Source organism: Paenibacillus mendelii (genome assembly GCF_024498075.1).
Lineage (GTDB): Bacteria > Bacillota > Bacilli > Paenibacillales > Paenibacillaceae > Paenibacillus_Z > Paenibacillus_Z mendelii.
This window is the reverse complement of record NZ_JANHOF010000005.1, coordinates 319,989-344,788: the sequence shown is the minus strand read 5'-3', so window position 1 is coordinate 344,788 and position 24,800 is coordinate 319,989. Positions and strand designations below refer to the sequence as shown.

The 24,800-nt window shown below is 51.6% G+C and carries 20 protein-coding genes; 2 read left to right on the top strand and 18 right to left on the bottom strand.

What is annotated here, in order from left to right:
* Nucleotides 1-111: 111 nt before the first annotated feature.
* The 6 genes from NNL21_RS18910 to NNL21_RS18885 form a co-directional block, all read right to left on the bottom strand.
* Nucleotides 112-1,254, bottom strand: coding sequence for a Ger(x)C family spore germination protein (locus NNL21_RS18910; RefSeq protein WP_204818771.1), 1,143 nt, complete (start codon nt 1,252-1,254; stop codon nt 112-114).
* Nucleotides 1,251-2,651, bottom strand: a complete 1,401-nt coding sequence (locus tag NNL21_RS18905; protein WP_204818770.1) for a spore germination protein — start codon at nt 2,649-2,651, stop codon at nt 1,251-1,253. Before NNL21_RS18905 ends, NNL21_RS18910 begins: the two co-directional genes overlap by 4 nt.
* A complete protein-coding gene (locus NNL21_RS18900; RefSeq protein WP_204818769.1) occupies nt 2,626-3,738 on the bottom strand; it encodes a GerAB/ArcD/ProY family transporter in 1,113 nt (370 codons plus the stop codon). Before NNL21_RS18900 ends, NNL21_RS18905 begins: the two co-directional genes overlap by 26 nt.
* A gap of 233 nt (nt 3,739-3,971) precedes the next feature.
* On the bottom strand, nt 3,972-4,766 hold the full coding sequence (locus tag NNL21_RS18895) for an SDR family NAD(P)-dependent oxidoreductase (RefSeq protein WP_204818768.1): 795 nt from the start codon (nt 4,764-4,766) through the stop codon (nt 3,972-3,974).
* A 31-nt stretch (nt 4,767-4,797) separates the two neighbouring features.
* Nucleotides 4,798-5,964, bottom strand: coding sequence for a UxaA family hydrolase (locus tag NNL21_RS18890; protein WP_204818767.1), 1,167 nt, complete (start codon nt 5,962-5,964; stop codon nt 4,798-4,800).
* Nucleotides 5,964-6,293, bottom strand: a complete 330-nt coding sequence (locus tag NNL21_RS18885) for a UxaA family hydrolase (protein ID WP_204818766.1) — start codon at nt 6,291-6,293, stop codon at nt 5,964-5,966. The genes NNL21_RS18890 and NNL21_RS18885 overlap by 1 nt, the downstream gene beginning before the upstream one ends.
* A 130-nt stretch (nt 6,294-6,423) precedes the next feature.
* Between NNL21_RS18885 and NNL21_RS18880 the strand changes: the two genes are divergently transcribed.
* Entirely contained in the window at nt 6,424-7,452 is a 1,029-nt protein-coding gene (locus NNL21_RS18880) for a LacI family DNA-binding transcriptional regulator (protein ID WP_204818765.1), read from the top strand.
* Nucleotides 7,453-7,719: 267 nt separating this feature from the next.
* On the opposite strand, the gene NNL21_RS18875 is transcribed toward NNL21_RS18880, so the two are convergent.
* The 6 genes from NNL21_RS18875 to NNL21_RS18850 all read right to left on the bottom strand — a co-directional run bounded on the left by NNL21_RS18875 (nt 7,720) and on the right by NNL21_RS18850 (nt 15,485).
* The gene (locus NNL21_RS18875; protein ID WP_204818764.1) at nt 7,720-9,972 is read right to left on the bottom strand and encodes a poly(ethylene terephthalate) hydrolase family protein; all 2,253 of its coding nucleotides are present in this window, start codon (nt 9,970-9,972) and stop codon (nt 7,720-7,722) included.
* Nucleotides 9,973-10,042: 70 nt separating this feature from the next.
* On the bottom strand, nt 10,043-11,890 hold the full coding sequence (locus NNL21_RS18870; protein WP_204818763.1) for an ABC transporter ATP-binding protein: 1,848 nt from the start codon (nt 11,888-11,890) through the stop codon (nt 10,043-10,045).
* Nucleotides 11,883-13,637 (bottom strand): ABC transporter ATP-binding protein, encoded by a 1,755-nt coding sequence (locus NNL21_RS18865; RefSeq protein ID WP_204818762.1) that lies wholly within the window; start codon nt 13,635-13,637, stop codon nt 11,883-11,885. The genes NNL21_RS18870 and NNL21_RS18865 overlap by 8 nt, the downstream gene beginning before the upstream one ends.
* 24 nt (nt 13,638-13,661) lie before the next feature.
* On the bottom strand, nt 13,662-14,105 hold the full coding sequence (locus NNL21_RS18860; RefSeq protein ID WP_373567576.1) for a MarR family winged helix-turn-helix transcriptional regulator: 444 nt from the start codon (nt 14,103-14,105) through the stop codon (nt 13,662-13,664).
* A 192-nt stretch (nt 14,106-14,297) separates the two neighbouring features.
* The gene (locus NNL21_RS18855) at nt 14,298-14,540 is read right to left on the bottom strand and encodes a histidine phosphatase family protein (RefSeq protein WP_256555346.1); all 243 of its coding nucleotides are present in this window, start codon (nt 14,538-14,540) and stop codon (nt 14,298-14,300) included.
* Nucleotides 14,541-14,570: 30 nt separating this feature from the next.
* Nucleotides 14,571-15,485, bottom strand: coding sequence for an NHL repeat-containing protein (locus NNL21_RS18850; protein WP_204818761.1), 915 nt, complete (start codon nt 15,483-15,485; stop codon nt 14,571-14,573).
* A 181-nt stretch (nt 15,486-15,666) separates the two neighbouring features.
* Here NNL21_RS18850 and NNL21_RS18845 point away from each other — a divergent pair, with 181 nt between their 5' ends.
* Nucleotides 15,667-16,698: a LacI family DNA-binding transcriptional regulator gene (locus NNL21_RS18845; protein WP_204818760.1), complete on the top strand. Its 1,032-nt coding sequence runs from the start codon at nt 15,667-15,669 to the stop codon at nt 16,696-16,698.
* A gap of 36 nt (nt 16,699-16,734) precedes the next feature.
* Here the strand turns inward: NNL21_RS18845 and NNL21_RS18840 are convergent, their stop codons facing one another.
* The 6 genes from NNL21_RS18840 to NNL21_RS18815 form a co-directional block, all read right to left on the bottom strand.
* Nucleotides 16,735-18,882 (bottom strand): alpha-L-rhamnosidase C-terminal domain-containing protein, encoded by a 2,148-nt coding sequence (locus NNL21_RS18840; protein ID WP_204818759.1) that lies wholly within the window; start codon nt 18,880-18,882, stop codon nt 16,735-16,737.
* Nucleotides 18,883-19,401: 519 nt separating this feature from the next.
* Nucleotides 19,402-20,295, bottom strand: a complete 894-nt coding sequence (locus NNL21_RS18835; RefSeq protein WP_204818758.1) for an AraC family transcriptional regulator — start codon at nt 20,293-20,295, stop codon at nt 19,402-19,404.
* A 113-nt stretch (nt 20,296-20,408) separates the two neighbouring features.
* A complete protein-coding gene (locus NNL21_RS18830; protein WP_204818757.1) occupies nt 20,409-21,803 on the bottom strand; it encodes a sulfatase family protein in 1,395 nt (464 codons plus the stop codon).
* Nucleotides 21,800-23,212 (bottom strand): sulfatase family protein, encoded by a 1,413-nt coding sequence (locus NNL21_RS18825; RefSeq protein WP_204818756.1) that lies wholly within the window; start codon nt 23,210-23,212, stop codon nt 21,800-21,802. The genes NNL21_RS18830 and NNL21_RS18825 overlap by 4 nt, the downstream gene beginning before the upstream one ends.
* Nucleotides 23,209-23,763 carry an adenylyl-sulfate kinase gene (gene cysC / locus NNL21_RS18820; protein WP_204818755.1) on the bottom strand — a complete coding sequence of 185 codons (555 nt, stop codon included), beginning with the start codon at nt 23,761-23,763 and terminating at the stop codon, nt 23,209-23,211. The genes NNL21_RS18825 and cysC overlap by 4 nt, the downstream gene beginning before the upstream one ends.
* A complete protein-coding gene (locus NNL21_RS18815) occupies nt 23,760-24,794 on the bottom strand; it encodes a Gfo/Idh/MocA family protein (RefSeq protein ID WP_204818754.1) in 1,035 nt (344 codons plus the stop codon). Before NNL21_RS18815 ends, cysC begins: the two co-directional genes overlap by 4 nt.
* Between the last annotated feature and the right edge of the window lie 6 nt (nt 24,795-24,800).

Below are 24,800 nucleotides of genomic sequence, written 5' to 3'. Positions count from 1 at the left end.
AATGTAAGATAATACATCTTATTCGGCAAAGGCACAGGTTGTCCGTTGTTGTTGTACCGGGTCAATCGCACAATCATCCGGCTGCTTGAACGGTAATTGAGAAATACATGATTATTTTAGAATAAACCCACCGGAATGCTTCAGCACAACGTTTACTTTCACATCTAAATCGTTAATGCCAGGCAGCCATTTGGTTTGCTTATGGAGCTTCTTCCATTCCTTAGCGTGATGCCGGAACAGCTCTTCCTCCAAGTTAAGCAAGTCCTCGCCTTGCTTTATTCCTTGCTTATACGCTTCAAGAACTTGATCTCTCACTTTCTTCTCCAGCTGTTCGGTCATATCATTCCTCTTCATCCCCATACCCACTTCGGCCACCTCGCCTGTTAGTTTCAGCCGAACGGTGTACAGAGGCTCTCCATCCTTGAACTTCACCTCAATCTTATGCCTTGATTCCTCGATTGCAATCGTTGCCTTGTCCCCTCCCGCATCTACCACAGCTATCAGATAACGTTGAAAATCAGCGTTAAACCATCGTATCCCCTCAATTTTGTCGATCGGAAAGTATGTAGCCTTATCTTTAAGCTTGAAGGCATACAGACCGTCGATCTCTTCCGTCAGCAGCGGTTCCTCATTCTCCTTCCACGTACGGGTTGTCGTTCTAACCGAAGGCAGAAGGACGGTCATCGCTTTCTCGTTATAGTTTGCGACGAATCGCTGCATATTGAGCGGTTCAATCATGCTGACCCGTCTCATTTGATCCTTCGGATTGTAGAGCAGGCTCGTTTGCTGCGAACGCCCGAAGAAATGATCCGTCACAAAGACTTCTTCAATTTTCGCTCGAGTCCCAAACATCCAGGACGTATAGCGCGCAACTCGGACGCGGTTGAGCGCATCCAATATTTCATCCAGCTGTGTCATGGCCGGCTCTCGAATAACGACGACCTTGAGCTGCTCGGTACTCATCATGGTCTGCGATGCTTTCTGCATCTCGTTATAAGCATCATAGAACGTGATACCGCTGCCCCTCCCGACCCATACAGGCGATTTCTCTTTCTTAGGGCCTTCGGTTTTGGCAACCGCCGCGAAGTCGATAAGCTGTGAATACAGGATGAATTTCCCCTCTTTGTAATCCACGCCGATCGCTGTAATGTAATCGATCGTCTCCAGATTCGTCGAATCCCAGCAGCCGCATAGAACGGAACTAAACAGAACCATTCCTAACAAGCCCATCCTTCTCCACATTCGCCCACTCATATCGAACCCCCTTTCTTGGCGCGAAATTTCCATGGAAGCTGCAGCAGTGCCGTCATCAGCTTGCGGAAACGAATGGGAGCAACCGGTTTTAAATAGGGCATGCCGAATGATTCGAGATTACACATATAGAGGAGCACCGAGAAGAAGGAGACAAAGAACCCGAACAGCCCTAGCAGCGAGGAGACAAACATGATATAGATCCTGATGATCGTCACGGTTCCATTCAAGGACTGATTGACGAGCGTAAATGTCGCTACCGCCGTCACAGCTGACACGACAAGCATCGTCGGTGACGTCAGTCCGGCACGAATAGCCGCGTCCCCTACGATTAACCCGCCTACGACGGTAACGGTCTGCCCCACAGGACGCGGCAGCCTAACTCCTGCCTCCCGGAACAGTTCGAACATCAGCATCATTAAAAACAGCTCGAGCTGCGAGCTAAGCGGAAGCCCGCTGCGGGACATCGTTACGGTTGCAAGAAGCGGAAGCGGGATCTGGTCGGTATTAAAAGCAAGAAGGGCAATCCAGAATCCTGGAAGACAAATCGCGATCAACAGGCCAAACATCCGCAGGAGCCGCTCGAACGTCACATAAAAGAACGGCAGATGGGCATCCTCGGGTGACTTAATGAGCACCGACAGGTTGGCTGGGGCGATGAGGGCAGCCGGCGATCCATCCACAAGAATGGCAAATCGTCCGTTCATGAGCGATTGAACGACAAAGTCAGGACGACCGATGTAATCCACGAGGGGAAATAACGAGAGTGAACGGTCAGAGATGATTTCCTCTAATTCAGCGGCACCGTGAAGTGTGGCTATATTAATGTTCTTCAGCCTGCTCCTTGCTTCATCCACAACCTTGGGATCGGCCAGCTGGTTCATATAGAGGAGTAGGATCGTGGTTTGCGAGGCCGTCCCGATAATGTAACGCTCCATCTGCAGATCAGTCGTGCGCAGCCGTTTTCGGACAAGCGCCGCATTGACATCGATCTGTTCCACAAAGCCGTCTCTTGGACCTTTGAGCGAGAGTTCCATCGTCGATTCCTCTGGATTTCGGCCAGGCTGATTCGAAATATTGTACGCGTAGAATGTATCGCTCCTGTGCTCCCAAACAATTAGAAGACCTGAGAACAAATAATTAAATAGCTCCTGCCCATCTTCTCCGGGCAAGAATGCGGATACGAACGGAGTCATTCTCGATATCGGGTTCAAGCCATCCTGCTCCAGTATAATTTGCTGCATAACCGATCTGTTGATCATTCCTTCGCAGTACAGAACCGTCACTATGCTCGGCGAATCCCCGCCGACATTCATTTCGGTCATGAATACATCATTGCAGCCGCGAAGCTTTTCTCTTAACCACTCCGCCCGTTCAACCTGGCGTTCCTGTTCCAGCATCTTCCTTCACCTTCCCCTTGGACGGTTTGAACGATAACAACCATATGATGATCGTGAATCCCCCTAGCACGATAACATCGGCTACAAATAAGAGACGGGTTAACTTCTCGCTGTCGATCGTGTTGTTCATTAATTGTTGGCCCGCCACAATGTAGACCAAGCACAGGAACAGAAGAGCAGCCCGCTGCTTCTTCTGGCTTCGAATAGGCAGCAGATCGATAACGAGATACATGCCAAGCGAAATACGTACGAAGGCGCCGGAGAGCCATTGGAAGATGGCAAAAAAATCGAGATGCTCGATATAGCGTCCAATCGTGACGAGCCGCCACTGCGCAAAAGCAGGATAACGCAGCTTCTCGGCTTCGATGGGACCGAATTCTGCAATAGCTCCGATAGCCGGGCCTATTGTTAGGATGGAAACGAATGCGAGCAGCAAAACAAGATGCCACCACGCCACCTTCGTTTTCAGTCGCTGCTGGAAAAACAGGATCAGGGCGAGTTCCAGTGTTCCACCGAGGGAATAGAACGAACCGGATATTACCTGCGGAAATCCATCCGCCAAGATCGGCAGCAGCAAGTGGTAGTTCTTATCCGGCATATTGGCGGTCATCACGAAATCACCGAGCAGCACCACGGCCGGAAGCAGCAAGCAGGACATATATGTGATGGCACGGATACCGCTCCAAGCCCCGTAAGCAGTCAGTCCAATCAAACAAAGCAAGATGACGATCTCCGGTGTTGCCGGCAAATAAGTAGCTGATGTCCAACTGGCTGTTTCCACGAAGGTTTGAAAGCTGTTTGTTATAAACAGCAGAAGTACAGGCGTAAGCAGAATCCATCCGAGTAATTTCGGAACGCGCTGAAACAACCACTCCTGCAAGCGAGTCTGTTTTGTTCGTTTCATAATGCTGTGTACGATCCAAATGATCCATGGCAGTGCGACTAGAAACGAGCCAACCGAGCAAAGCCAAGCATCTCTGCCTGATGTTTGAAGAATAGTCGGGAGCACGATGACATGATTGGAGAGTCCAACCGAAAGAGCAAGCATCATTGCTACAGGCCAGAGACCGAACGATTTGAAGTTCAAGCTAGTCCCCCGCCTTCCTCATTCTTTTCCCTAATTTACCCCAACGGCTTCCGCTGCATGCATCATTTTCTAGCGGCTGTGAACAACGTCTTCCCTGGGACGCAGGGGCAGGTTGTGGTTGAGGCTGCGGCGCACCTTTTCTGTTAAGCGTTGCTTTTGCTGCCCTGATACGCAAAAAAAAGCCAGCCTCACCGGATTTGCGTCCGTAGGCTGGCTTCTCTTATGTGATTTAACTACCGTTCCATTTCGTCTTCTGGCTGAGCCGCTTTCACCGTCAAGCCACCATCAACCATCAAGAGATGTCCGTTAACCTGCATGGCTTCGTCGGAAGCCAGGAAGACTGCCGCATCCCCGATTTGACGCGCCGTACCGAGCCGTTTCATCGGATTGGCCTCAATCTCCTTGCGGCGGATTTCATCGTCACCCAAGTAATCGGTGCACATGTCCGTATCCACTGTACTCGGTCCAACCGCATTAACGTTAATGTTGAAGGGCCCAAGCTCAATAGCCATTCCCTTCGTTAACATATGAGCAGCCGCTTTCGAAGATTGGTAGTGCGGAATAACCGGACTCGTCACGACAAGGCTTGCCGTAGAGAGAACGTTAACGATTTTGCCGTAGCGGCGCTCTCTCATGGAGGCTGCGGCTCGCTGCGAGCACAGGAAGATCGATTTCACGTTCGTGTTATACGTACGGTCCCAGGTCTCTTCCGTGATTTTCATGAAGGATTCGAAAGGAGCTATACCGGCATTGTTCACGAGAATATCGACCGGTCCCAGCTGGCTTTCTACCTCGTCGAACATCCGCAGCACTTGTTCCTTGCTGCCTACATCCGCCTGCACGATGATCGCCCGGTTACCCAGCGCCCTTACCTGCTCCGCAACCTTCTCCGCCTTCTCGCGGCTGGAATCGGACGTGTAATTGATCGCCACGTCCGCTCCTTCTTCCGCAATACGGATGACGATCGCTTCGCCAATGCCTCTGCTTCCGCCAGTAACAAGTGCAATTCTGCTTTGTAATCTACCCATTGGTGCTGTATCTCCTTTGATCCCTTGCTTATTACAAGCTCGGTCCGATTCGGTTAATGCTGAACTCTTGATGTCCGAGAATTTCTGCTTTGGTCAGCTTACCGCTTGCGACGTCCACAATTTCTTCCCAAATACGTTCGCCGGCTTGCTCGACTCCCGAGGTGCCATCCAGAATCTGGCTGACATCCACGTCCATGTTGTCGGACATGCGCTCGAACATTTTTTTGTTGCCTGTAATTTTCACAACGGGCACGACTGCAGCGCCGGTCGGTGTTCCGCGTCCCGTCGTGAAACATACGAGATGCACGCCGCTGGCAGCCATGCCCGAAACGCATTCAATATCGTTCCCAGGGGAATCCATGAAGTAAAGACCATTACCTGGGATGGGATCTGCATATTCAAAGGCGCCCATCATCGGCGATGTGCCGCATTTACTAATGCATCCCAGCGACTTTTCTTCGATGGTCGTCAGTCCGCCGGCAATGTTGCCCGGGCTTGGATTGCCGCCGCGCATATCTGCTCCCATCCGCTCCACTTCACGTTCGAAGCGGCTGACGAACGCATACAGCTGCTGGGCAACCTCAGGCGTCGCACAACGCTCGGCGAGCACGTGCTCGGCACCGATAATTTCGGTTGTTTCACTAATAATAACCGTTCCGCCCTGCTCGATCAGCAGGTCGGAGGCTGCGCCAAGAGCCGGATTAGATGCCATGCCGGATGTCGCATCCGAACCGCCGCACTTCACGCCAATACGCAGCTTAGCGGCCGGAATCGTCTCCGGTACAAGCTGATTGAGCTCATTGCGCATCTCGCGGGCAAGCTCTACGCCATGCTGAATCGCCTTGACGGATCCGCCTATTTCTTGAATGTCGATTACTTCAACCCGTTTGCCGGTCGTGCGGATATCATCTGCAAGCGCGTATGGGTCTACGACTTCACAGCCCAAGCTGATGATGATGACGGCACCGACATTCGGATTCTTGCCCGTTCCCGCAAGCGTCGCGAACGTCCGGTCCTTATCGGCACCGATTTGGCTGCAGCCATGCTGATGCGGGATTGCAACCGTATCCGGCACAAGCTGCGTAATACGGTTACAAACCTGGTTCGAACAAATAACCGTCGGGATAATCAGAAGATGATTGCGAATACCATAATCCCCATCAGGACGCAAATAGCCTTGAATGCTGATTTCGTTCATCAGTTCGTCCCCTTTTCCTGAGCCGCTTGATCCCCGCGGCCGCGTATACCTTCCACATTATGGACATGTACATGCTCGCCCGTTTGGATGGCCATCGTGGATTGACCGATAACTTCTCCGTATTTGCGGACATGGGTCCCCGTTTCCATATCACGGATCGCCAGCTTGTGTCCAAAGGGAATATCATTCTTTACTTGAACGCTAGTTACATCGTGGCCGGAACGGTATTGGACCGTCTCACCGGCAGTTAAATCACGCAATGCAGTAGCAACGTCGTCTTTCGGATCTACGACCAGCGCGTCAGCGCCTGTTTCAATGACATGTGCCAATTAACTATCACCTCTTAGGGTTATCGATAACTCTAAACTATCAGTTGACCGCATTGCTGTCAAGTCAAGTTTGCGATATGATTATAAGGTATTATAAAACCTTATATAGACCGGAGTTTGTGAATAACCCATGGTAACCATTTATGATATAGCCAAGAGAGCAGGCTGCTCGGCGATGACCGTTTCTAGAGTTATCAATAACACTGGAAGGATCAGTGTTGATACCCGCAAGCGGGTCCTTAGCATCATGAAAGAAATGAACTATGTACCCAACTCGATGGCCCGCAGTCTGGTTAAGCAGGAGTCGCGCATCCTGTCGCTGCTCATTACGGATATTACGAATCCCTTCTACACCTCGCTTGCACGCGGAGCCGAGGATGCCGCGAGGCAGCTCGGTTATCGACTGCTGCTCGCCAATAGCGACGAAAGCATTGCCAAGGAGAAGGAATATATCGAGACCGTGCTTTCCGCACGGGTGGATGGCGTATTGTTTGCTCCTGCCGGCGACGATTCATTGCCTAATTTGCGGAAGCTGAAGAAGCAGAACCTGCCGCTCGTTCTGCTTGACCGCGAGGTGCCCGGCATCGATTGCGACATGGTGCTCGGAGACAGTAAGGATGGGGCAAAGCGACTTACGGAGCATCTCATCTCGCTCGGCCACCGGCGGATCGCGCTCTTGAACGGCGCCTCGACGGTCTCGACCGCCCGCTTGAGAAGGGAAGGCTATGAGGATGCGCTTAAGCTGCACAGCCTTCCGTTCCGTTCGGACTACATGGCGGAAGCGAATTATCGCATGGGCGTAACGGATACGCTGGTAGATCGGTTAATGCAGATGCCGGAGCCTCCTACGGCGTTATTCGCCGCGAACAACTTCCTTGCGCTCGGCGCCATTCGAGCCTTATTGAATAAAGGCTATCGGGTTCCGGAGGATCTCTCGGTCGTCTGCTTCGATGAGCTCGAAGCCGGATTCGTCGTTGACCCGTTTATGACGGTGATCGCTCAACCCGCCTATGAATTCGGGTACACGGGCATTCAGATGCTGGTTGACCGCATTCAGGATAAAGCACCCGCAGGCTGGCGCAGAATTATGCTGCCCTCCGAGCTTCATGTACGCAAATCGAGCGGCGAAGCCCGCTTTTCCTTCTTCGACAATGAATAATAATAAACTCACCTGAACATCGTTACGTATTCGTGCCGGAGCCTACCCTCCAGCTCACGATAGGTTGATGGTGTTTTTCTATTCCATCGCATGATATTGGATGGACGAATGAATATCCGAATATACCATTCGATACAAGCGTATCGTTGCAAATCGTGAATACGGGGATTACAGAATAAAAATGGCCTTGCAGCAGGCGTTTCCGCCGCCCCCGCAAGACCATTTTCCACTTTATACGAATCGAATATCCAAGGTGAATTAAAGCCATTAATCAGAGAAACCGATATCGTCGAGCATGATCTTCCCGGGTCCTCCCTGCAGATGAAACGTGATTGAGGCTAGTTGATCGGCAGGGATTGCAAATCCTGCTTGCTCGAATCGTTCCAGTGGAAGCCGATAGGTCTGGAAGACGGGCTCGGATGATTCCTTGTACTTCCCGTCCTTGATCAGCCGTTCCATCCAAGGGGCTATGGTGAACTGAGAGCGGGGAGGCGACAAGACGGCCATGAACTCTGTGAGCGGCAGCGTTACACGCGACCCATTCACAGTCTCCAGCTCAACCTCCACATCCGGCTGCGGAACAGCATCCCATTCTTCCCATAAATCCCGCTCCAGATTTGCCATCGAGAACATCAATACGTCACGCTCATTCCTCGATAGCCGTTGCCGGTAAGCATCCGATAAAGTAATGGTGTACGAACCGCTCTTGCCCGCATCCCATTCCAATATGACGCCGCGGGTCCCTTTGTTCCTACGCTCCCGGTCCAGTGCATCCGCTTCGGTCCATTTGACTCCTGCGGCCTCGACATTGCTGTTTGCCGTTACAGCCGTTTTGTCCCTGTCTTCATCGTACCGTGCCAGCTCCGTGAAGCTTCCGCTCTCGAATCGATTAAAGTACGTCGCCTCCGGCAGCCATTCACTGCCCTTCCGGTAGTCGCGGAACAATTCCTCATAGGCATGATTACCATGCAAGGCGGTCTCCAGAAAAGCAGATATATACACCTTGGCGGCTTCACGTTGCTCCGATGCATCCATCATCTTCCGGTTTAACAGTAAACCGCCGGGCAGGCTATCGTCCATCGTGCCCCAGCTTGTGTTGAACCGGCTATGATTTGCTTCACCAATGTACAGAGTGGTTTTGAACCGTTCCGAATTGGTCTGGAACGAGCTGCGCCCATACTGACGATCCCCATAAAAATTGTTGACGTCCCCGTCCATTGCGCCTTGAATCGTCATGTAATAGGTGTCCTTGAGATGCGCCGATGTCTTGTCAACCTGCTTATCCGTCGGTGCAATGGCGACTACGGCTTGGATATGGACGTCATCTAATCCGTCCAGCGAAGTGTCCGACGCGAACCATCTCGATTTATCGGCAGCCATTGCAACGGCTTGTCCACCGCGGGAATGGCCGATCATGGCCACTTGATCCAGATTGATGCGGTTGAATAGCGGGGTTTCACCCTGCTCATTGAAAGCAGCCAGCTGCTGCAAGTGCTTCAGCAGCATCCAAGCGCGCACCTTCATATCCTGATTCGGGATGCTGCCCCATACCGAATAATTGAGGAAATTCTCATCGACGGAGACCGCAATGAATCCCCTGCTTGCGAGAAGCTCTCCAAGATAGGCATAACCGGTGTCCGAGAACTGTTCCATGAGATGGTTGCCATGGACGATGAGCACTAGCGGGTATGGGCCCTTGCCTTCCGGCATCCAGACCCGGCCGTTAACGGGAAGCTCCTTCTCGTCAAAGCCCCAGAATAGAGATCGAATCCATGACCACTTGGTTATATACGCAGAAGCATCGGCACTGGGCGTAATCAGATCAGCACTGCCGGCGAATTCATCGCGGTGCTGATCTTCTCCGCTTCCATAGGTGAAATATCGTACGCCAAGCTCGCCGGGCAAAGCCGGATTGTCCAGTTCAAGAGGGAGGTCCGCCGCTTGATCGTAATCGGCAGTCATGGATACCGGTATTGCCGTCCCCCTCTGTTCGGTATCTGCAATGATAAAGAACGCGAGCATCACAACTGCCGCAGTCACTGCACCTGAGACCTTGGTCAGCATGCTCCATCGCGGATGGAGCAATACCGCGATGAATAGACCGAGCAGAGCACCCGACAGCGTAATAATCACGGCTAATATGACAGATACGAGCCAACCCATGTCCGCATAATAAAGAATGATATATAGGACAAATCCGGTATAGATCAGACTCCCCGCAAAAAAACGCGGAACCGGAACATAGATAAGCGATAATAGAAAGGCTGCCGCTCCTGCCCCGATGACCATCGCGAGGGTCCCCAGCAGCGCAGCCGTAAACGTGTCGAACATGATGCTCAGCCCTGTTGGCATGCCCAGCGCAGTAATAATTAGCGCGGCGGCATAAGCGGTCCAAACGCCGATTGTCGCATGACGCCAGAAGGGCGTATCGTTGTCCAGCATAGTTTGCATACGGACGACGAGCCAGTCCCAGAAGCGGTGTAAGCCGCTTCGAACATTAGCCCTCACATTTATATTCATGAATGTCTCCCCAAATCGAATCATGATGGCGAAGCTCAATATCTTCTATCTGATTATACGATGATTTGGGCTATCCGACACTCTGAAATTGTTTGGAAACTAGATTATAGTAAAACCCTTTCGCATCAATGAGCTGATCATGAGTGCCTCTTTCCATAATACGGCCCTCATTGACGACCAGGATTTGATCCGCATCGCGAATCGTGCTTAGACGGTGCGCGATAACAAAGCTTGTACGGCCCTGCATCAGCGTCTTCATGGCTTCCTGGATGTGCATCTCCGTACGCGTATCCACGCTGCTCGTCGCTTCATCCAGAATTAATATGGCCGGGCTTGCCAGTATCGCTCTGGCAATCGTGACGAGCTGCCGCTGCCCGTGGCTGAGATTGCCGCCTTCCGAAGACATGACCGTATCATAGCCGCCGGGCAGCTTGCTGATGAATCCGTCCGCGTTCGCCAGCTTGGCCGCTGCGCGAATCTGTTCGTCAGTCGCGTCAAGCCGTCCATAACGTATATTTTCACGGATCGTATCGGAGAATAAATAGGCATCCTGGAGAACGATGCCAAGCTGGCTTCGCAGACTGTTCTTGTCCAGCGAGCGGATCTCTTGCCCGTCGATCGTAATCGTTCCATCCTCGATTTCGTAGAAGCGGGTCAGCAGGTTAATAATCGTTGTCTTCCCCGCTCCAGTCGGCCCTACGAGCGCAATAACGTCGCCAGGATTCGCAGTAAAGGAAATATTCGATAGAATCGGGCTGTCGCCATAGCCGAACGTAACATCCTCAAAGACGACCTTCCCTGCGGCCATTCCCGTTAACTGCTTACCTTCGCTGCCCGTGTATTCCGTCTCCGTATCGATCGTTTCGAATACCCGTTCCGCCCCGGCGATACCAGATTGAATCATGTTGTACTGGTTGGCCAGTTCATTGACCGGGCCGCTGAACTGCCGCGAGTAGTTCAGAAAGCTGACAATGACGCCCACCGTCGTGAAGCCCCGATATGCCAGCCATCCGCCGGCCACGGCAAGCACAATAAAGCTGAAGTGGTTCATCATGTTCATGATCGGTCCCATCGTACCCGATAAGATCTGCGCCTTCGTTCCCGCCTTCGCAAGCTTGTCGTTGATGGCTTGAAAATGCTCCGCGGATTTCTGTTCGCGATTATAGATTTTGACGACCTTTTGTCCCGAAATGGTTTCTTCGATGTAACCGTTCAATTCTCCCAGATGCTGCTGTTGGTCTCTAAAATAGATCTTGGTCCGCTTGGCAATTTGCTTCGCCAGCAGCATGACCAGCGGAATCGTCACAAGCGCGACCAGCGTCAGCCAAACATTAAGCAGCAGCATCAAGGTGAACGAGCCGATTAGCATGAACGTGCTATTAATCAGCTGCATCAAGCTTTGATTGAGCGTATTGGAGACGTTATCGATATCGTTCGTCGCCTTGCTCATTAATTCACCATGCGTGGTCCGGTCGAAAAACCGCAGCGGAAGCTCCTGCAGGTGTGCAAACAAATCGCGCCTCATCTCCCATACAGTCCGCTGTGCAACTCCGCTCATGACGTAAGTCTGGAGCCAAGATACCGCACTGCCCGTTACATATACGGCCAGCAGAAGGACGCAGAGACTTGCAAGACCGCCGGCATCTTTCTTTAGAATATAGTCATCGACAGCTGTTCCGATCAAATACGGGCCGGTCAGGGTAAGGCACGCTCCCAAAGCTATGAGGAAGAACACGCTGATCAGCCCTTTTTTCTGAATGCTCAAATAGCTCCAGATTCGCTTTAACGTAGCTGCCGTGTTCTTCGCTCTGACTTTAGGCGCCGTTCCTCTGCCCCGTCCTGCGCCAAACAATGGAGGAACCGGAGCAGGCTCCAACTTCTTCGCTTCTTGAGGAGCGGTTGATTTGTTGTCATCCATGACTCGCTACCTCCTTATGCTGCTGGGAACGGTGAATATCCTGATAGACCGGACTCGTACGAATCAGCTCATCATGTGTTCCTGAAGCTGCAATTATGCCATCTTCAAGCACGATAATGTTATCAGCTTCCGTCACAGAAGAGATCCGCTGTGCAATGATGACACAGGTGCTCTCTGCCATGAGCGCTTTGAGTGACTGCTGGATGCGCGATTCTGTAGCAAGATCTACCGCACTCGTGCTGTCGTCGAGAATGAGGATTCGCGGACGCAGAAGCAAAGCCCGCGCAATCGATATGCGCTGCTTCTGACCGCCCGAGAGATTAACCCCCCGCTGCCCAAGCTCAGTATCATACCCGTCTGGCAGCTTGATGATGAAGTCATGTGCTTCTGCTGCTTTGGCCGCTGCCTCCACTTCGGTATCCGAAGCGTCGGGACAGCCGAATCGGATATTGTCTCTGATCGTTCCACTGAATAAGATCGATTGCTGGAGAACCATGCCAACCTGACGGCGCAGATGGCCGGCTTCGATCTGCTTCACGTTCGTGCCGTCGATATAGACGTTGCCCTCTGTAGGATCATATAATCGCGGAATAAGGCTCACCATCGTGCTCTTGCCGGAACCCGTCGCACCTAGAATACCTATGGTCTGCCCGGGAAGGATCGTGAAGCTGATCTCTTTAAGCACAGGCTCCATAGCATAGGAAGTGACGCCGGATTCCTGTCCGTAAGCGAACGAAACCCGATCGAATTCGATTTTACCCATCGTTACGGTTCCCGCTCCCCCGCCGCTAGGCTGCGTCATGCCTGGCTCTGTGTCCAGCACCTCATTGATCCGGTCAGCTGAAGCCTTGGCCCGTGAAATCTGGATCAGCATCATGCCTACCGATAAGAGCGAGAAGAGCAGCTGAGATAAATAGCTAAGAAAAGCAATGAGATTACCGATAGGAAGGGCGGATTCCCATGTCTGCGCTCCCCCATACCAGAGCACCGTAACGATGCTGGCATTAAGAACAAGCATCATGAGCGGCATGCTGATCGCCACCGTCCGGGATGCCTTCAGCGCGATATCCAAATAATCGCGGTTCGCTTTACCGAATCGCTCCCGTTCAAAGGCCGATCTGACGAACGCCTTCACGACGCGGATCCCTGATAGATTTTCCCGCATGACCGTATTGAGCCCGTCAAGTCTTCCCTGCATCCGATTGAACAGCGGGATAACCATCCGGCTCACAAGAACAATAATGAGCACGAGAATGGGAATGACTGCAACTAATACAAGCGCTAGGCGGGGACTGATATTAATGGCCATCACAATGCTTCCGACGGCTAAGGCAGGATCGCGGACCATCATGCGAAGAATCATTTGAACCAGATTCTGTACCTGCACGACATCGCCGGTCAACCGCGTTACGAGTGAACCCGCCGTCAATTTATCGAGGTTATCGAATGAGAACGTCTGCACCTTCTGATATAAACCGTTTCGCAGGTCCGCCCCGAACCGCTGGGAGGCAATGCTGGAGTAATACGTACAGCCGACGCCTCCAATTAGACCGATCAATGCGACTAGAATCATTGTCAGACCCGAATTCCAGATGTACCCCAGATTACTTTTCATAACGCCTTCATTCACAATGCCTGCCATCAGCTTAGGCTGAAGCAGGTCCATACAAACCTCCATAACCATTAACAGTGGCGCCATTATCGCGGCCCACCGATAGGGTTTGATATACGAACGCAATTTCCACACGGTTAAGATCACTCCATTATCGAATCAACTATGTTCACGACGGAACGCTTCTTGTTCTTCATGAATCTGCTGCAGCATGCGCCGAAATAGCTCTTTCTCATCCTCAGAGAAGCGCGAGAAGCTCCTCACCTCCAGCTGTTGAACGGCCTCCTTCACATCGACGGCTGCTTGACGGCCGCTGCCAGTCAAATATACCCGGGATACCCGCTGATCCAGAGGATCGGTTCTTCGTTCAACCAAGCCGGTCTTCGCCATTCGATTAATCATAACGGTTAAGGTAGCCGGCTTGACGTTCATCTTCATGGCAAGCTCCTTCTGACTTTGCCCGTCATGCTCCAGCAGCCTGGTCAATAGAGGCGGCTGGCCAGGATATACATCATCTTGGATGGCGATATGGACATTATGACGGTGAAGCTTCATGATATGACCCATCAGATGGATCAAGCCATCTCCATGCATGCGTTCCACGGAGACACCCCCTTTATTTAATTAGTCGGCTAACTAAATCTATGGGTTTTACAATAGAGGATAAGTAAATCCTTGTCAATTGAAAAAATAGAAGCGTACGCTCCTGGATCCCTTATCAGCAGTTGGATTCAACTCCTGAAATACAAGAAAAGGACCGTCGCAATGACAGTCCTCCACATTTTAAAACTCATCCTATTCATAGCTAATTCGCTCTATGTGCTGATTGGAGAATTTAAAGAAAGTCTTGTGCGAAACGTCCAGCTTCAAGGCTTCTTCTTTCTTCAATTGCTTGTACACGCCTCTAATTATTCGGCCTGTAAGACCGTGTGAAACGGCAATAACCTTCCGCTGATTCTGAACGCTCGCTAACCAATCGGTTACACGCTCAACAACAGCCTTGCAGCTCTCGCCATTGAAAAAGCAGCCCTGAACCAGCGTACACCGCTTCAGAGCTGCTGTCCTATGCTATTTCGATCGAATAAGCTTCGTCACTCGGCCATCTTCTACCCATTCGGCTACAAAAACATTGCCTTTGCCGTCAGCACAGACGCCGTGAGGCGAGCTGAAGCGATCCGGGCGGAAATACGACTTCGGCAAATTCGGCCAGCCTTGCTGCTTATAGGCTTGCTGATCTTCACCCAAATGCGTGATCAAGCGGTCATTGCCGTCGAATATCGTAATCCGGCTGTGCAGATCAGGGAAGTACATATCGCTCCCGTCAAAGTAGAAGCTGCATGGCATATCCATATCATTGTTAATGAAGCGTTTATGCTGCCCATCCAGCGTGAACACTTGAATGCGGTTATTCCCCCGGTCCGCCACATAGAGCTCAGGCTCAGATCCGCGCAAATTAACCGATATTCCATGCGGACAGCGCATCTGGCCAGGCTCCACGCCATCTCCGCCCCAAGAACCGATATACTGGCCATCCGCCGTATAGCGGTGTATATAGGATTGACCGTAGCCATCGGCTACATAAATATCGCCATTCGGTCCTACCGCAATGTCAGTTGGAACGAATGTACGGGATTCATCGTAAATATTCGGCAGATCGGGTGTACCGATCTTCAACAGCTCTTGCCCGTCCAGCGTATATTTGGCCACGAATCCTCTTGTATCCGTTACATATAGATGCTCATTATCGCCATCACGGTGCAAATAAAACCCGTGCGCTCCGCCCTCGAACTGTTCACCCCATGAATCGATGTACTGTCCCTGATTGTCAAAGATGACTACTGACGGTTTGCCTGTATGAAATACATAGACTCTGCCGGCTGCATCCGTTTCTATACCGTGTGTGTACCCAACCTTAACGGAATCAGGCCATTGTGCCCAATTCTCGACGACCTCGAACGAATAAGCGCTTGTTCCTGTCAGCATGATTGTCTCCTCCTATACGCCGCATTTTAGTTAGCCGCGGCCATTCCATAATGTTATTCGAGATAAATCGCCCCGCTCCTTCCTCAATCTGACGATAAATTCATGAAATTCCTATTCCGCTTATTGTTTGATATAATAAGCGATGGCTCATTACATAAATTTCTAGTTAGGAAGTGTCTTCATGGTCACCATTAAAGATATCGCGCGTGAAGCCAAGGTATCCGTCTCGACGGTATCATTCGCCCTAAACGGTACCGCACCGGTTGCCCCGGAAACGAAGCGCCGCATCTTAGAAATCGTCGAGCGTCTCCAGTATCAGCCAAGCGCTTCCGCCCGAAGCCTCGTTACCCGGAAAACGAATAACATCGCCTTGTTCGTGCCTCAGCCCGGGAAGGACATGTTTCATTTCTCCGGTAACAGCCTCTTCTCCGAACTGCTGCAGGGGATCGGCGAGGTGCTGCATGAACGCAACTACAACCTGCTGCTCGCCTGGGAGCATGAAAAAGCACCTGAAGAAGAGTTGAAAGCGCTTCAAATGGCAAAAAGAAAAATGACGGATGGCATCCTGTTGTTCAACCCCGAGAATGACGAGCATCTTGTTGAAAATTTAAATAAGCTCCATTTTCCCTTCGTCCTGTTAGGCAAAGGAAATATGGAGCAGCCCGTACACCGGGTAGATGTTGATAATTTCGAAGCCGCCTTTCACAACACGACCCATATGATCAAGCTCGGGCATAAGCGTATTGCATTCATAAGCCCGGGACCGCTCAAGTATTTGGTATGCTCCGACCGTTATGACGGTTATCGGGAAGCCCTTGAAGCGGCAAATATTAAATATGAGGAATCGTATGTATATATCGGCGACGATAATGAGAGCAGCGGCTATCAAGCCGCCGAAAGCTTCTGCGGGTTGAAGGACAAGCCGACTGCAATCATCTCAGGCCGCGATATCCAGGCAGTCGGTATATTGGCCTATTGTGCCGAGAACCAAATATCGGTACCCGATGACTTGGCTGTTGTAAGCTTCGAAAATTCGGATTTAGCGGTGAAACACGGGATATCCTCCCTGTCGACCGACCTTTATCAGATCGGCAAGGAAGGCACCCGTCTGCTGCTCAAGAACATCACGCGAAGCAGAGATTCACAGCCGCAAAATATTGTGATTCCGTTCGAGCTCAACATTCGGAAAACATGCGGAGCTCAAGCAGAATAGCCTGTGTTCATAGCTTCTCATCCCGAAATCGAATGATTACCGCGCCATCTCCATACGGATCACGTTGATTTGCTCCGGTGCTTCAATCAATGACTCCAGAGAGCCGTCTTCCCGCTTCTTCCATTCCACCCGCACAGGACCGTAAGGCGTGTTCACCGATCCGCTGCACCGGGTGGCTCCTTGTGGCGCATAAGGCTCGAAGACGACGGAGCGGCAGCCCGGCTCAGCAATTCTGACACCGAGTACATTCTCGCTGATCCACTTGATCGGCGTACTGGACCATGCATGGCATAGGCTCATCCGGTAGGAATCATAGGCTTTATAAGTGGTCAGGGCATCGTGGTAATCGTCCGGAAGCTCCAGCTTGACCCCTTCCCAGAACGTCGTAGCGTCCAGATCAAGCATCTTGCCCCAGACCGTTTCAATGACATTCCAGGCCTTGTCCTTCATGCCGAATGCAGAGTACGCTTCTGCCAGCGAGAAGGCCGAAAGCGGCGTAAACGGATCCTTCAGCTCATAACCGAGCAGAAACCGGCGAGCATCCTCTTCTCCGACATACCCGCTTTCGATACCGTGCAGCACGACAGCGAGTGCTTCCGACTGCAGGAACCGCTCTGCTGGAATATCCGGTACCGTCCACAGCTCGCCCTGCTCCAGCTCTGGAATCTCATCGGCAAGCATCCGCAGCCGGTTAGCCGTTTGACGCAATACCGCATGAACGCCTAGCTCGGCATCCCCTTGGGATATGGGTACCCATTCGATCAAGGCGCCTTCCAAACCACGCATCCAACCGGTTTCAGGATCGATATTTTCCTTGATCCACTCCACCTGGCGCTGCAGCGGCTCCTTCATCTCGAGAATGAATGAACGATCACCCGTATGATAGTAATAATCCCATAGCGTACAAATCCACCACATGGTATATTCCGGTATGCCATTCATCCAATAACCGCGCGGAGTGCCTTCGCCGACTTCACTGACCGCACGCTTCAACACGGCATAGTCATTCCATACGAAATATCCTGATTTAGCCGCGAGATAATAGTCGAAGGTCCAGTTCAAACGGTCACGCTTAACGCCATCCCACAAGCCGATCTGATGACAGATGAGACTTGTATGGGCGGATACGTCATAGATCTGGTCCATAATCGGAAGATCGCTAGCTACAGCTCCAACCCGCTCCAAGTCCACCCCAACCGCTTCAAAGCTAACTAGTAGATCAAAGCTGCAAGCCTGCTCGGAGAATACAATTAATTGAATATGACGGTACCCTTGTGGAAGCGTGATGAACGTTGCCCCCGCCTCCAGCGTAAACCATTCCGAAATGCAGCCGTCGTAAGCATCCATTTCATGAATCGATTCCGCGCCGTTCCATAGAAGATTGATCGCCTCCGTACCTTGGTTGACGACCTTCATCCTAGCGTTCTCTTCCTTCGGTAACGTAATCCGGATCACCGGATCGTTAGACCAGTCGCGAGCCTGCTGCATAGTTCTTACTTCTTTCCACTCCGCCTGCTTGCGCAAATGATAGAACAAATTCAAATCATTGCGCTGCGGCTGCACAAGCGGCTCGGAACCAATCACTTCACCTGTGATTCGCACGATTCCCGGGCTTTCCTGCTGCGCCTCTGAGTTCGCATACTGTCCAATCGTCACTTCGTGGATTGGCTTGGCTACAATATCACCAAAGCCGCCGGCTACAAACCACTCCGGACCGTCCTCTAAGTCGCCGAAAGGCTCTTCTCCAAGGCGGGCAACTACGGTTGCCGGGACATTATCGTCGCTGGTCCAGGATTCATCGCTGGACAGCCAGAAGCCTTCGCCCTCGATATAGGCGGAGAACCCTAACGTACGTCCTGCTAAATAACCATTTACCTCGACAATCGGAACCTGGCGCGTCGCAACAATATCGAATGTAAGGGTGTGTGTGCCTGCGTCCAGCTCGCTAGGGAACCCGTCTACAAGTGTGAAAGCCGCGGTATGTGCGGCAAGCTCTTGTATTTCAGCGATACGCTGTCCATCAAGCGATACAACCGCTTGACCCGTCAATGCAAATCGACAAGACAAACCGGAAGTCTTCTTGTCCAGATGAAAACGAACCGATAGTGTAAGGCGATCGCGACCACCTCGATCGGAGTGCCAGATCCAGCACGGTATGCTGCGACCCGCTAATAGTTTTTGCATAGAATTATTCCTCCTACAGCTGTATAATGCTTGCCAAATCATGCCCTGCCATTGTGCAAAAAGCCTTATCCCACCCGGTATAAAAACGTTTTTATAGAAGTTTTTTGAAAACCCTTTCATATTGCCATGAAAGGTACGCTGCAGCTTGCCGATCCTTCATCCCCAAGAAGTAATTCACATTATTTAGAGATAAAAACCATTCACTGTAAAAAACGCATTAAAAACCTCTGCTGCAAGACGAAACAGATCATCCCGTCCATTGGCGGTGAAGGCCGTTTCTTCCCTTAGACCCTATAGAAAGCACCAACTTTATTCATTCAAGCAGCAATTTCACTATATTAAATCGTTTTTATATTGTCAAGACGAACTGTCTCGTTATTCACCAAAGTGGGTAATATATATCACCTAGGCATTTCATTGCCTGCCAATACATGGTATGCAATCACAGATGACCTTCTACAAACAAGAAGCGGCAAGCCGGAGAGTACCGGTTGCCGCTTACTGTTCCCATCATGCGCTTCACTTTCCATGACCGCGAAATTTCCCAGGTGAACAGCCTACATAACGCCGGAATAAATGGCTGAAGAATGCCGGATCGTCGTAGCCTACCTTCTGAGCGACATGAAGAACCTTCTCTTCACTTTCCTTCAACATTTGCTTGGCGTGCTCGATCCGGATATGATGCACCCGTTCCACCACCGTCAAGCCTGTCTCTTGCTTAAAAACCCGGTTCAACTGCCTGTTGCTTATATTGAACATCTCACCCAGATCTGTCACGCACAGCTTTTCGTCGTAATGTCTTTCTAGAAAGCCGTTAATTCGTTGAACGAGCAAATGGTTAGAGCGGCGCTTCGAATCATCCCTGTTGGAGCTGACCCAATCCTTATAAATGCGCGAGAGCTGTATGAACAGCTCGACAAGCTTGAGACGAATAAGAGTCGTATACCCCGTTCTCTTCATATCCCACTCATGCATCATATACTCGAGCAGTTGAAGAATGGCTGACGTTTCGCGCTCGCTCAGCTTGAGCCTATGATGGAATCGCTCGTCTGGACTTAGAAAGGGCAGCACATAGAAATAGTCCATCGAATCGTCAACGCCAAGCTCTCTCAAGCAGGCATCATGAATAAGATCCGGCAAGAACAAGCAGTTGACGATCTCTATTTCTTGGCCTTCGCTGAATTCGAATGTATGATTCTCGTTCGGATTGATAATGAATACATCCCCCGCCTTGAGCGGATAGACATCCCCCTCAAAGCAGTGAAGCGCTTCCCCTTTGATCACGTAGACCAGTTCTACAAAATCATGGCTGTGCATCTTCGGCACGTTGGACGTGTTATGGGTACAGCGCATAATATAAAACGGAAAACGCAGCTCCTTCAAGTAATCTCTGCTTACGATTCGCTCTTCCATGGGCCCTCCTTGAGGTCGATACAAATCCAACAATCCTCATATCCCTATGTCGAAATCGTGTACTTCTTCTTTATTATATTAAAATTCCATCCATAATCCTAGGGCGTACTTATTTATAGTTTCCTGCCCTCCAGCAGCTGGCCATCGAGCCAGCTGCCGCGGAGAATGCCATCCCCTGTTCGTTTCAGCTCCTCATGGAGCGAACGCCTTAATCCAGCAACCGTTTCCTGACAATCCGGGTCCGCGATTCGATTGATTAATTCGTTTGGATCGTTCACCAAATCGTAGAGTTCATCCCGATCCGTCGGATTCCATACGTATTTCCAGTCAGTGGTCCGAATCATCCGTTGAACATAAAGGCCAAATTGCTGGCCGTTATAGGTCGATACGGCAGACGTGCGCCAATCCTCAGGAAGCTCCCCAGCGAGAAGCGGCTGGAGCGATCGTCCGTGAAACTCCTGCGGCACAGGCAGGCCCAGCAATTCCAGAAGCGTCGGCGGCAAATCCAGCGCGTTGTACACGAATGATTCACTGCGCTGACCCGCGGCTACAACGCCCGGGTAGCGAATGGCAAGCGGCACCTTCACCACATCATCATATAAAATATGATGCTTATCCATCATCCGGTGGCCGCCGCACATATCGCCATGATCCGAAGTATAGATGACAATGGTGTTCTCATCCTCGCCAAGCTGATTCAAGGTTTGCATAATGATACCGACTGCATCGTCCATCTGGCTGATGATGCCATAATAACGGGCAACGGTCGGTGCCCAGTCATCCCAGGTGTAATTCTCGATGCCCCAGTTCAGCAGCTGCTGCTGTTGAATATACGGCTTGTTCTCGAACGTATCACGGAAGCTGCCCCATTCCGGCACCTGCTTCGGATCATATAAAGAGGCGAACGGCTCCGACGGACGACATGGGGGATGCGGCTCGGAAAAATTGATTCTGGCATGCCACGGGCTTCCGCTTCGAGAGAGCTCCTCAAGCATGTCGCATGCTTGCCCGGCTAACCAATGCGTCGGTGCATCATCGAGCGGAACAGGATCTGTCTCCCCGAAAAATCCGCTGGTATACGCGAGGGACGGGTACTTGTCAGCACGAAATATGGCATAATCCTTATCTGCGTTGATATAACGGTCATACCCGAACTTGGTCGGATCAGCCGTAGCGCTGCCGCCCCATTTGCCGATGTATCCCGTCTCATAACCCGCATCCTTAAGATCTCTGGCCCAGGAATAATCGTGTTCAGACAAGCTCGATACGGAAAGTCCGATACCATCATTCCAGTAAGCCCCGAAGCTCTCCGGTCTCAGACCGCATACGAAGGATTGCCTCGAGGGTCCGCATACGGGAATCGGCGTATAGGCGTTCGTAAACCAGATCCCTTCCTTGGCGATCCGGTCGATATTCGGTGTCTGAACCGGGTATTCGCCGCTGGTGCCGGTACAATCATAGCGGTGTTGATCCGACATGATAATTAGGACGTTCGGCTGTCGTTTCATCGCCGCTCACTTTCCAACACCCGCTGCTTGCGCGATTGTTCAACTGCATCATCGAACTTACCGCGTACCGGGTTGTTCCACCATTCCTCCCACGAAAGCCCGTACTGCCCCAAAATAGTTTCGATCCGCTTGCGGAAAGGCAGTCCAACCTCCAACTGTCTCTGCATCGGATCTTCCCGTCCTGCCAATTTGCTGCGAACCCAAGCTTCCATAGTAAGCTGCAGCTTATCAGCCAGCTCAGGCTGAAGCTCAGCAATGTTATTCGTTTCACCCGGGTCGGCTTTCAGATCATAGAGCTCACGCGGCGGACGCTTGAATGGACCTGAATCATAGGTCACGATAAGCTTATAGTTGCCGTCCGTAATCGCCCTTGCCGCCTGCCATGCGCATTCGCTCAAGTAGACTTTATCATGGGTTCCTGACGCCTGGCCGTCAATTGCCTGCCAGAGACTCTTACCGTCCAGGTCATCCGGCACCGGCAGTCCTGCCGCCTCCAGCAAAGTAGGCATTAAGTCCACCTGCTGTACGAGACCCGGAACCCGGCGTCCACCGGCAATTCGGCTCGGCCATCTCATAATGAGCGGCACATTCACTGTCGTATCATAAAGACCGCAATGATCCCAATAAATATCATGCTCGGTCAAGCTCTCCCCATGATCGCCGAACAAGACAAGCATGGTATCTTCCGCTAGACCAAGCCTCTCCAGCTCTTCATCCAGCTCACGAAGCCGGTCATCCAGATAGCGGACTTCCGCATCGTATAAGGCGTTCATGTATTCGGCGTCCGTCACGCTGCCGAGCATGTCATAATGATGATATTTGAAGAACGGATAGGCTGCGCTGTTATAGGCGCCCTCCATACTCCGGTTGGCCGGATCGTATGGATCCTTATTCTGATCGTAGAAAAGCGGTATATGCTCTTCGGGCGGCAAATACGGTGTGTGCGGATCCCAATAATGGAGAAAGAGGAAGAATGGTTCTTCCCCTCGCTCTGAGAGCCACGATTTGGCCAGATCGTTGACCGTTCGGCCATCGATCCAACGCTTACTCCCGGAAGAGTTAATATAGTACTTGTACCCTCGAGCGAACCATTCCTTCAAATTGTATAAATTATCGACCGCAGCAGTCGTGTAGCCTGCGCTCTTCAGAATGGAGGGAAGCCACTTCACCGATTTCGGAAGCGATGTCAGCTCGGAGCCGTGAGAGACTACCCCCGTAGTCAAACCCACTTTCCCTGTAAAGATGCCCGTATGCGCAACCTCGGTCGGTATATCAGCCGCATAAGCCCTCTCGAACAATACCCCCTGGGAGGCAATTTTGTCCAAATAAGGGCTTGTCGGCTTCTTATAACCATAGGCGCCGAGTCGATCGGCGCGCAGTGTATCGAGTGAGATGAATATAAAGTTCATACCATCTCCTCCTTGCGTAAAGGTAAATAACCAGCTTGCTCCAGCCATTCGAACACGTTGTGGGCATTGCCCTGAATGCTGCCATCCTTCGAGAAAAGTGTAATTTCAGGGTGATCCGGAACCTCGTAAGGGTCTGAAATGCCGGTGAAGCGCTCGATTTCATTGTTGCGCGCTTTGGCATACAACCCCTTCACATCCCGCCGTTCACACTCCTCGAGCGGACAATCAACGAAAACCTCTGCATAATTGGCAATAGCTGAGCGGGCGTAATCTCTCATCTCCCTGTAGGGCGTGATCGCCGATACGATCGCAATGACGCCATTACGGGCAAGGAGCTCGCTCACATAAACAATGCGTCTAATGTTTTCCATCCGTTCTTCACGGCTGAAGCCAAGTCCTTTGCAAATCCCTGTTCTTAGCTCATCGCCGTCAAGCAGCTCTGATTTAATACCTTTTGCGCGTAGTTGCTGAAGCAGCTCGCGAGCCGTTGTCGTCTTACCCGCGCCAGACAGCCCTGTAAACCAAACGACGCAACCGCCTTTCTCGCTCATCCCTGCTGCACTCCTTCTTGCGTGTCTTCATCGATATCCGTAATACTCATTGGCGCGCCATTCTCCTGCTGGGAGCGGATAGCCGCCTCAATAATTCGCTGCACCGCCAGGGCGTCAGCACCGGAAGCTGAAATCTGATCCGGAGGAACACCATCCCGAACCTCTGAAATAAAGGCCCCGATCCGGTTAAAGAAGGTCGAGTCGAACCCTTGCGAGTTCGAGAAGATGGAATTCTTGAACACTCGCTGCTCATCGCTCTCGCGCGGATACAGCGTTAAGCTCTCATATACGTTATCCAGAACAAACCTTCCGTTCGTTCCTGCTACTTCGCATCGTTCAATGGGATGACCACCGAACATATCGTAGCTGCCGGTCAAATGACCGACCGCACCGGAAGCGAATTCGAGATTAATGGAAGCTGTCGACCAGACGGAACGCCCGGGAGCCTTCGTCATAAACGCCTGCACCCTAGCCACATCGCCTGCAAAATAACGCAGTACATCGAATGAATGCGGATGCAGAGCCCGCATATGAATCCAAGGCGACGTTTCATTCGGATTGCCGATGGTCAGCTTCATATTAATAAACAATAGATGGCCGAGATCACCTTGCTCGATCCAGCTCTTGGCCCTCTGGGCCGCCGGAACAAACCGGTGGTTCAGGTTGCAGGCAAGCCGCACGCCGCGTGCTGCCGCAGCATCCGTCATGATGCGGGCTTCACTTAGACGATTCGAGATCGGCTTCTCGACCAGAACATCCTTGCCGGCTTCAATCGCCTGCATGACCGGTTCCAAATGGTGAGAGCCATTCTCTACGCCGCCAGTTGCAACGCTTACGACATCGATGTCCTCATTAGCAAGCATGGATTGAACGTTGTCATACGGCCTTGCACCGAACCGCTCGGCAGCCGATCGGGCCATGTCGCCGCGTAAATCACACACGGCGACAAGCTCGACATCAGGATGCTCCTTATACACGCGGCAGTGAATGAGACCGATATGATTCAAGCCAATTACAGCGACTTTAATCATACATTA

Coding starts and splice junctions, on each gene's coding strand:
- NNL21_RS18845 (WP_204818760.1), top strand. CDS start 15,667: ATGGTCACCATTAAAGATATCGCGCGTGAAGCCAAGGTATCCGTCTCG.
- NNL21_RS18875 (WP_204818764.1), bottom strand. CDS start 9,972: ATGAATATAAATGTGAGGGCTAATGTTCGAAGCGGCTTACACCGCTTC.
- NNL21_RS18895 (WP_204818768.1), bottom strand. CDS start 4,766: ATGGGTAGATTACAAAGCAGAATTGCACTTGTTACTGGCGGAAGCAGA.
- NNL21_RS18850 (WP_204818761.1), bottom strand. CDS start 15,485: ATGCTGACAGGAACAAGCGCTTATTCGTTCGAGGTCGTCGAGAATTGG.
- cysC (WP_204818755.1), bottom strand. CDS start 23,763: ATGAGCGAGAAAGGCGGTTGCGTCGTTTGGTTTACAGGGCTGTCTGGC.
- NNL21_RS18825 (WP_204818756.1), bottom strand. CDS start 23,212: ATGAACTTTATATTCATCTCACTCGATACACTGCGCGCCGATCGACTC.
- NNL21_RS18830 (WP_204818757.1), bottom strand. CDS start 21,803: ATGAAACGACAGCCGAACGTCCTAATTATCATGTCGGATCAACACCGC.
- NNL21_RS18905 (WP_204818770.1), bottom strand. CDS start 2,651: ATGCTGGAACAGGAACGCCAGGTTGAACGGGCGGAGTGGTTAAGAGAA.
- NNL21_RS18815 (WP_204818754.1), bottom strand. CDS start 24,794: ATGATTAAAGTCGCTGTAATTGGCTTGAATCATATCGGTCTCATTCAC.
- NNL21_RS18910 (WP_204818771.1), bottom strand. CDS start 1,254: ATGAGTGGGCGAATGTGGAGAAGGATGGGCTTGTTAGGAATGGTTCTG.
- NNL21_RS18840 (WP_204818759.1), bottom strand. CDS start 18,882: ATGCAAAAACTATTAGCGGGTCGCAGCATACCGTGCTGGATCTGGCAC.
- NNL21_RS18835 (WP_204818758.1), bottom strand. CDS start 20,295: ATGGAAGAGCGAATCGTAAGCAGAGATTACTTGAAGGAGCTGCGTTTT.
- NNL21_RS18890 (WP_204818767.1), bottom strand. CDS start 5,964: ATGAACGAAATCAGCATTCAAGGCTATTTGCGTCCTGATGGGGATTAT.
- NNL21_RS18880 (WP_204818765.1), top strand. CDS start 6,424: ATGGTAACCATTTATGATATAGCCAAGAGAGCAGGCTGCTCGGCGATG.
- NNL21_RS18870 (WP_204818763.1), bottom strand. CDS start 11,890: ATGGATGACAACAAATCAACCGCTCCTCAAGAAGCGAAGAAGTTGGAG.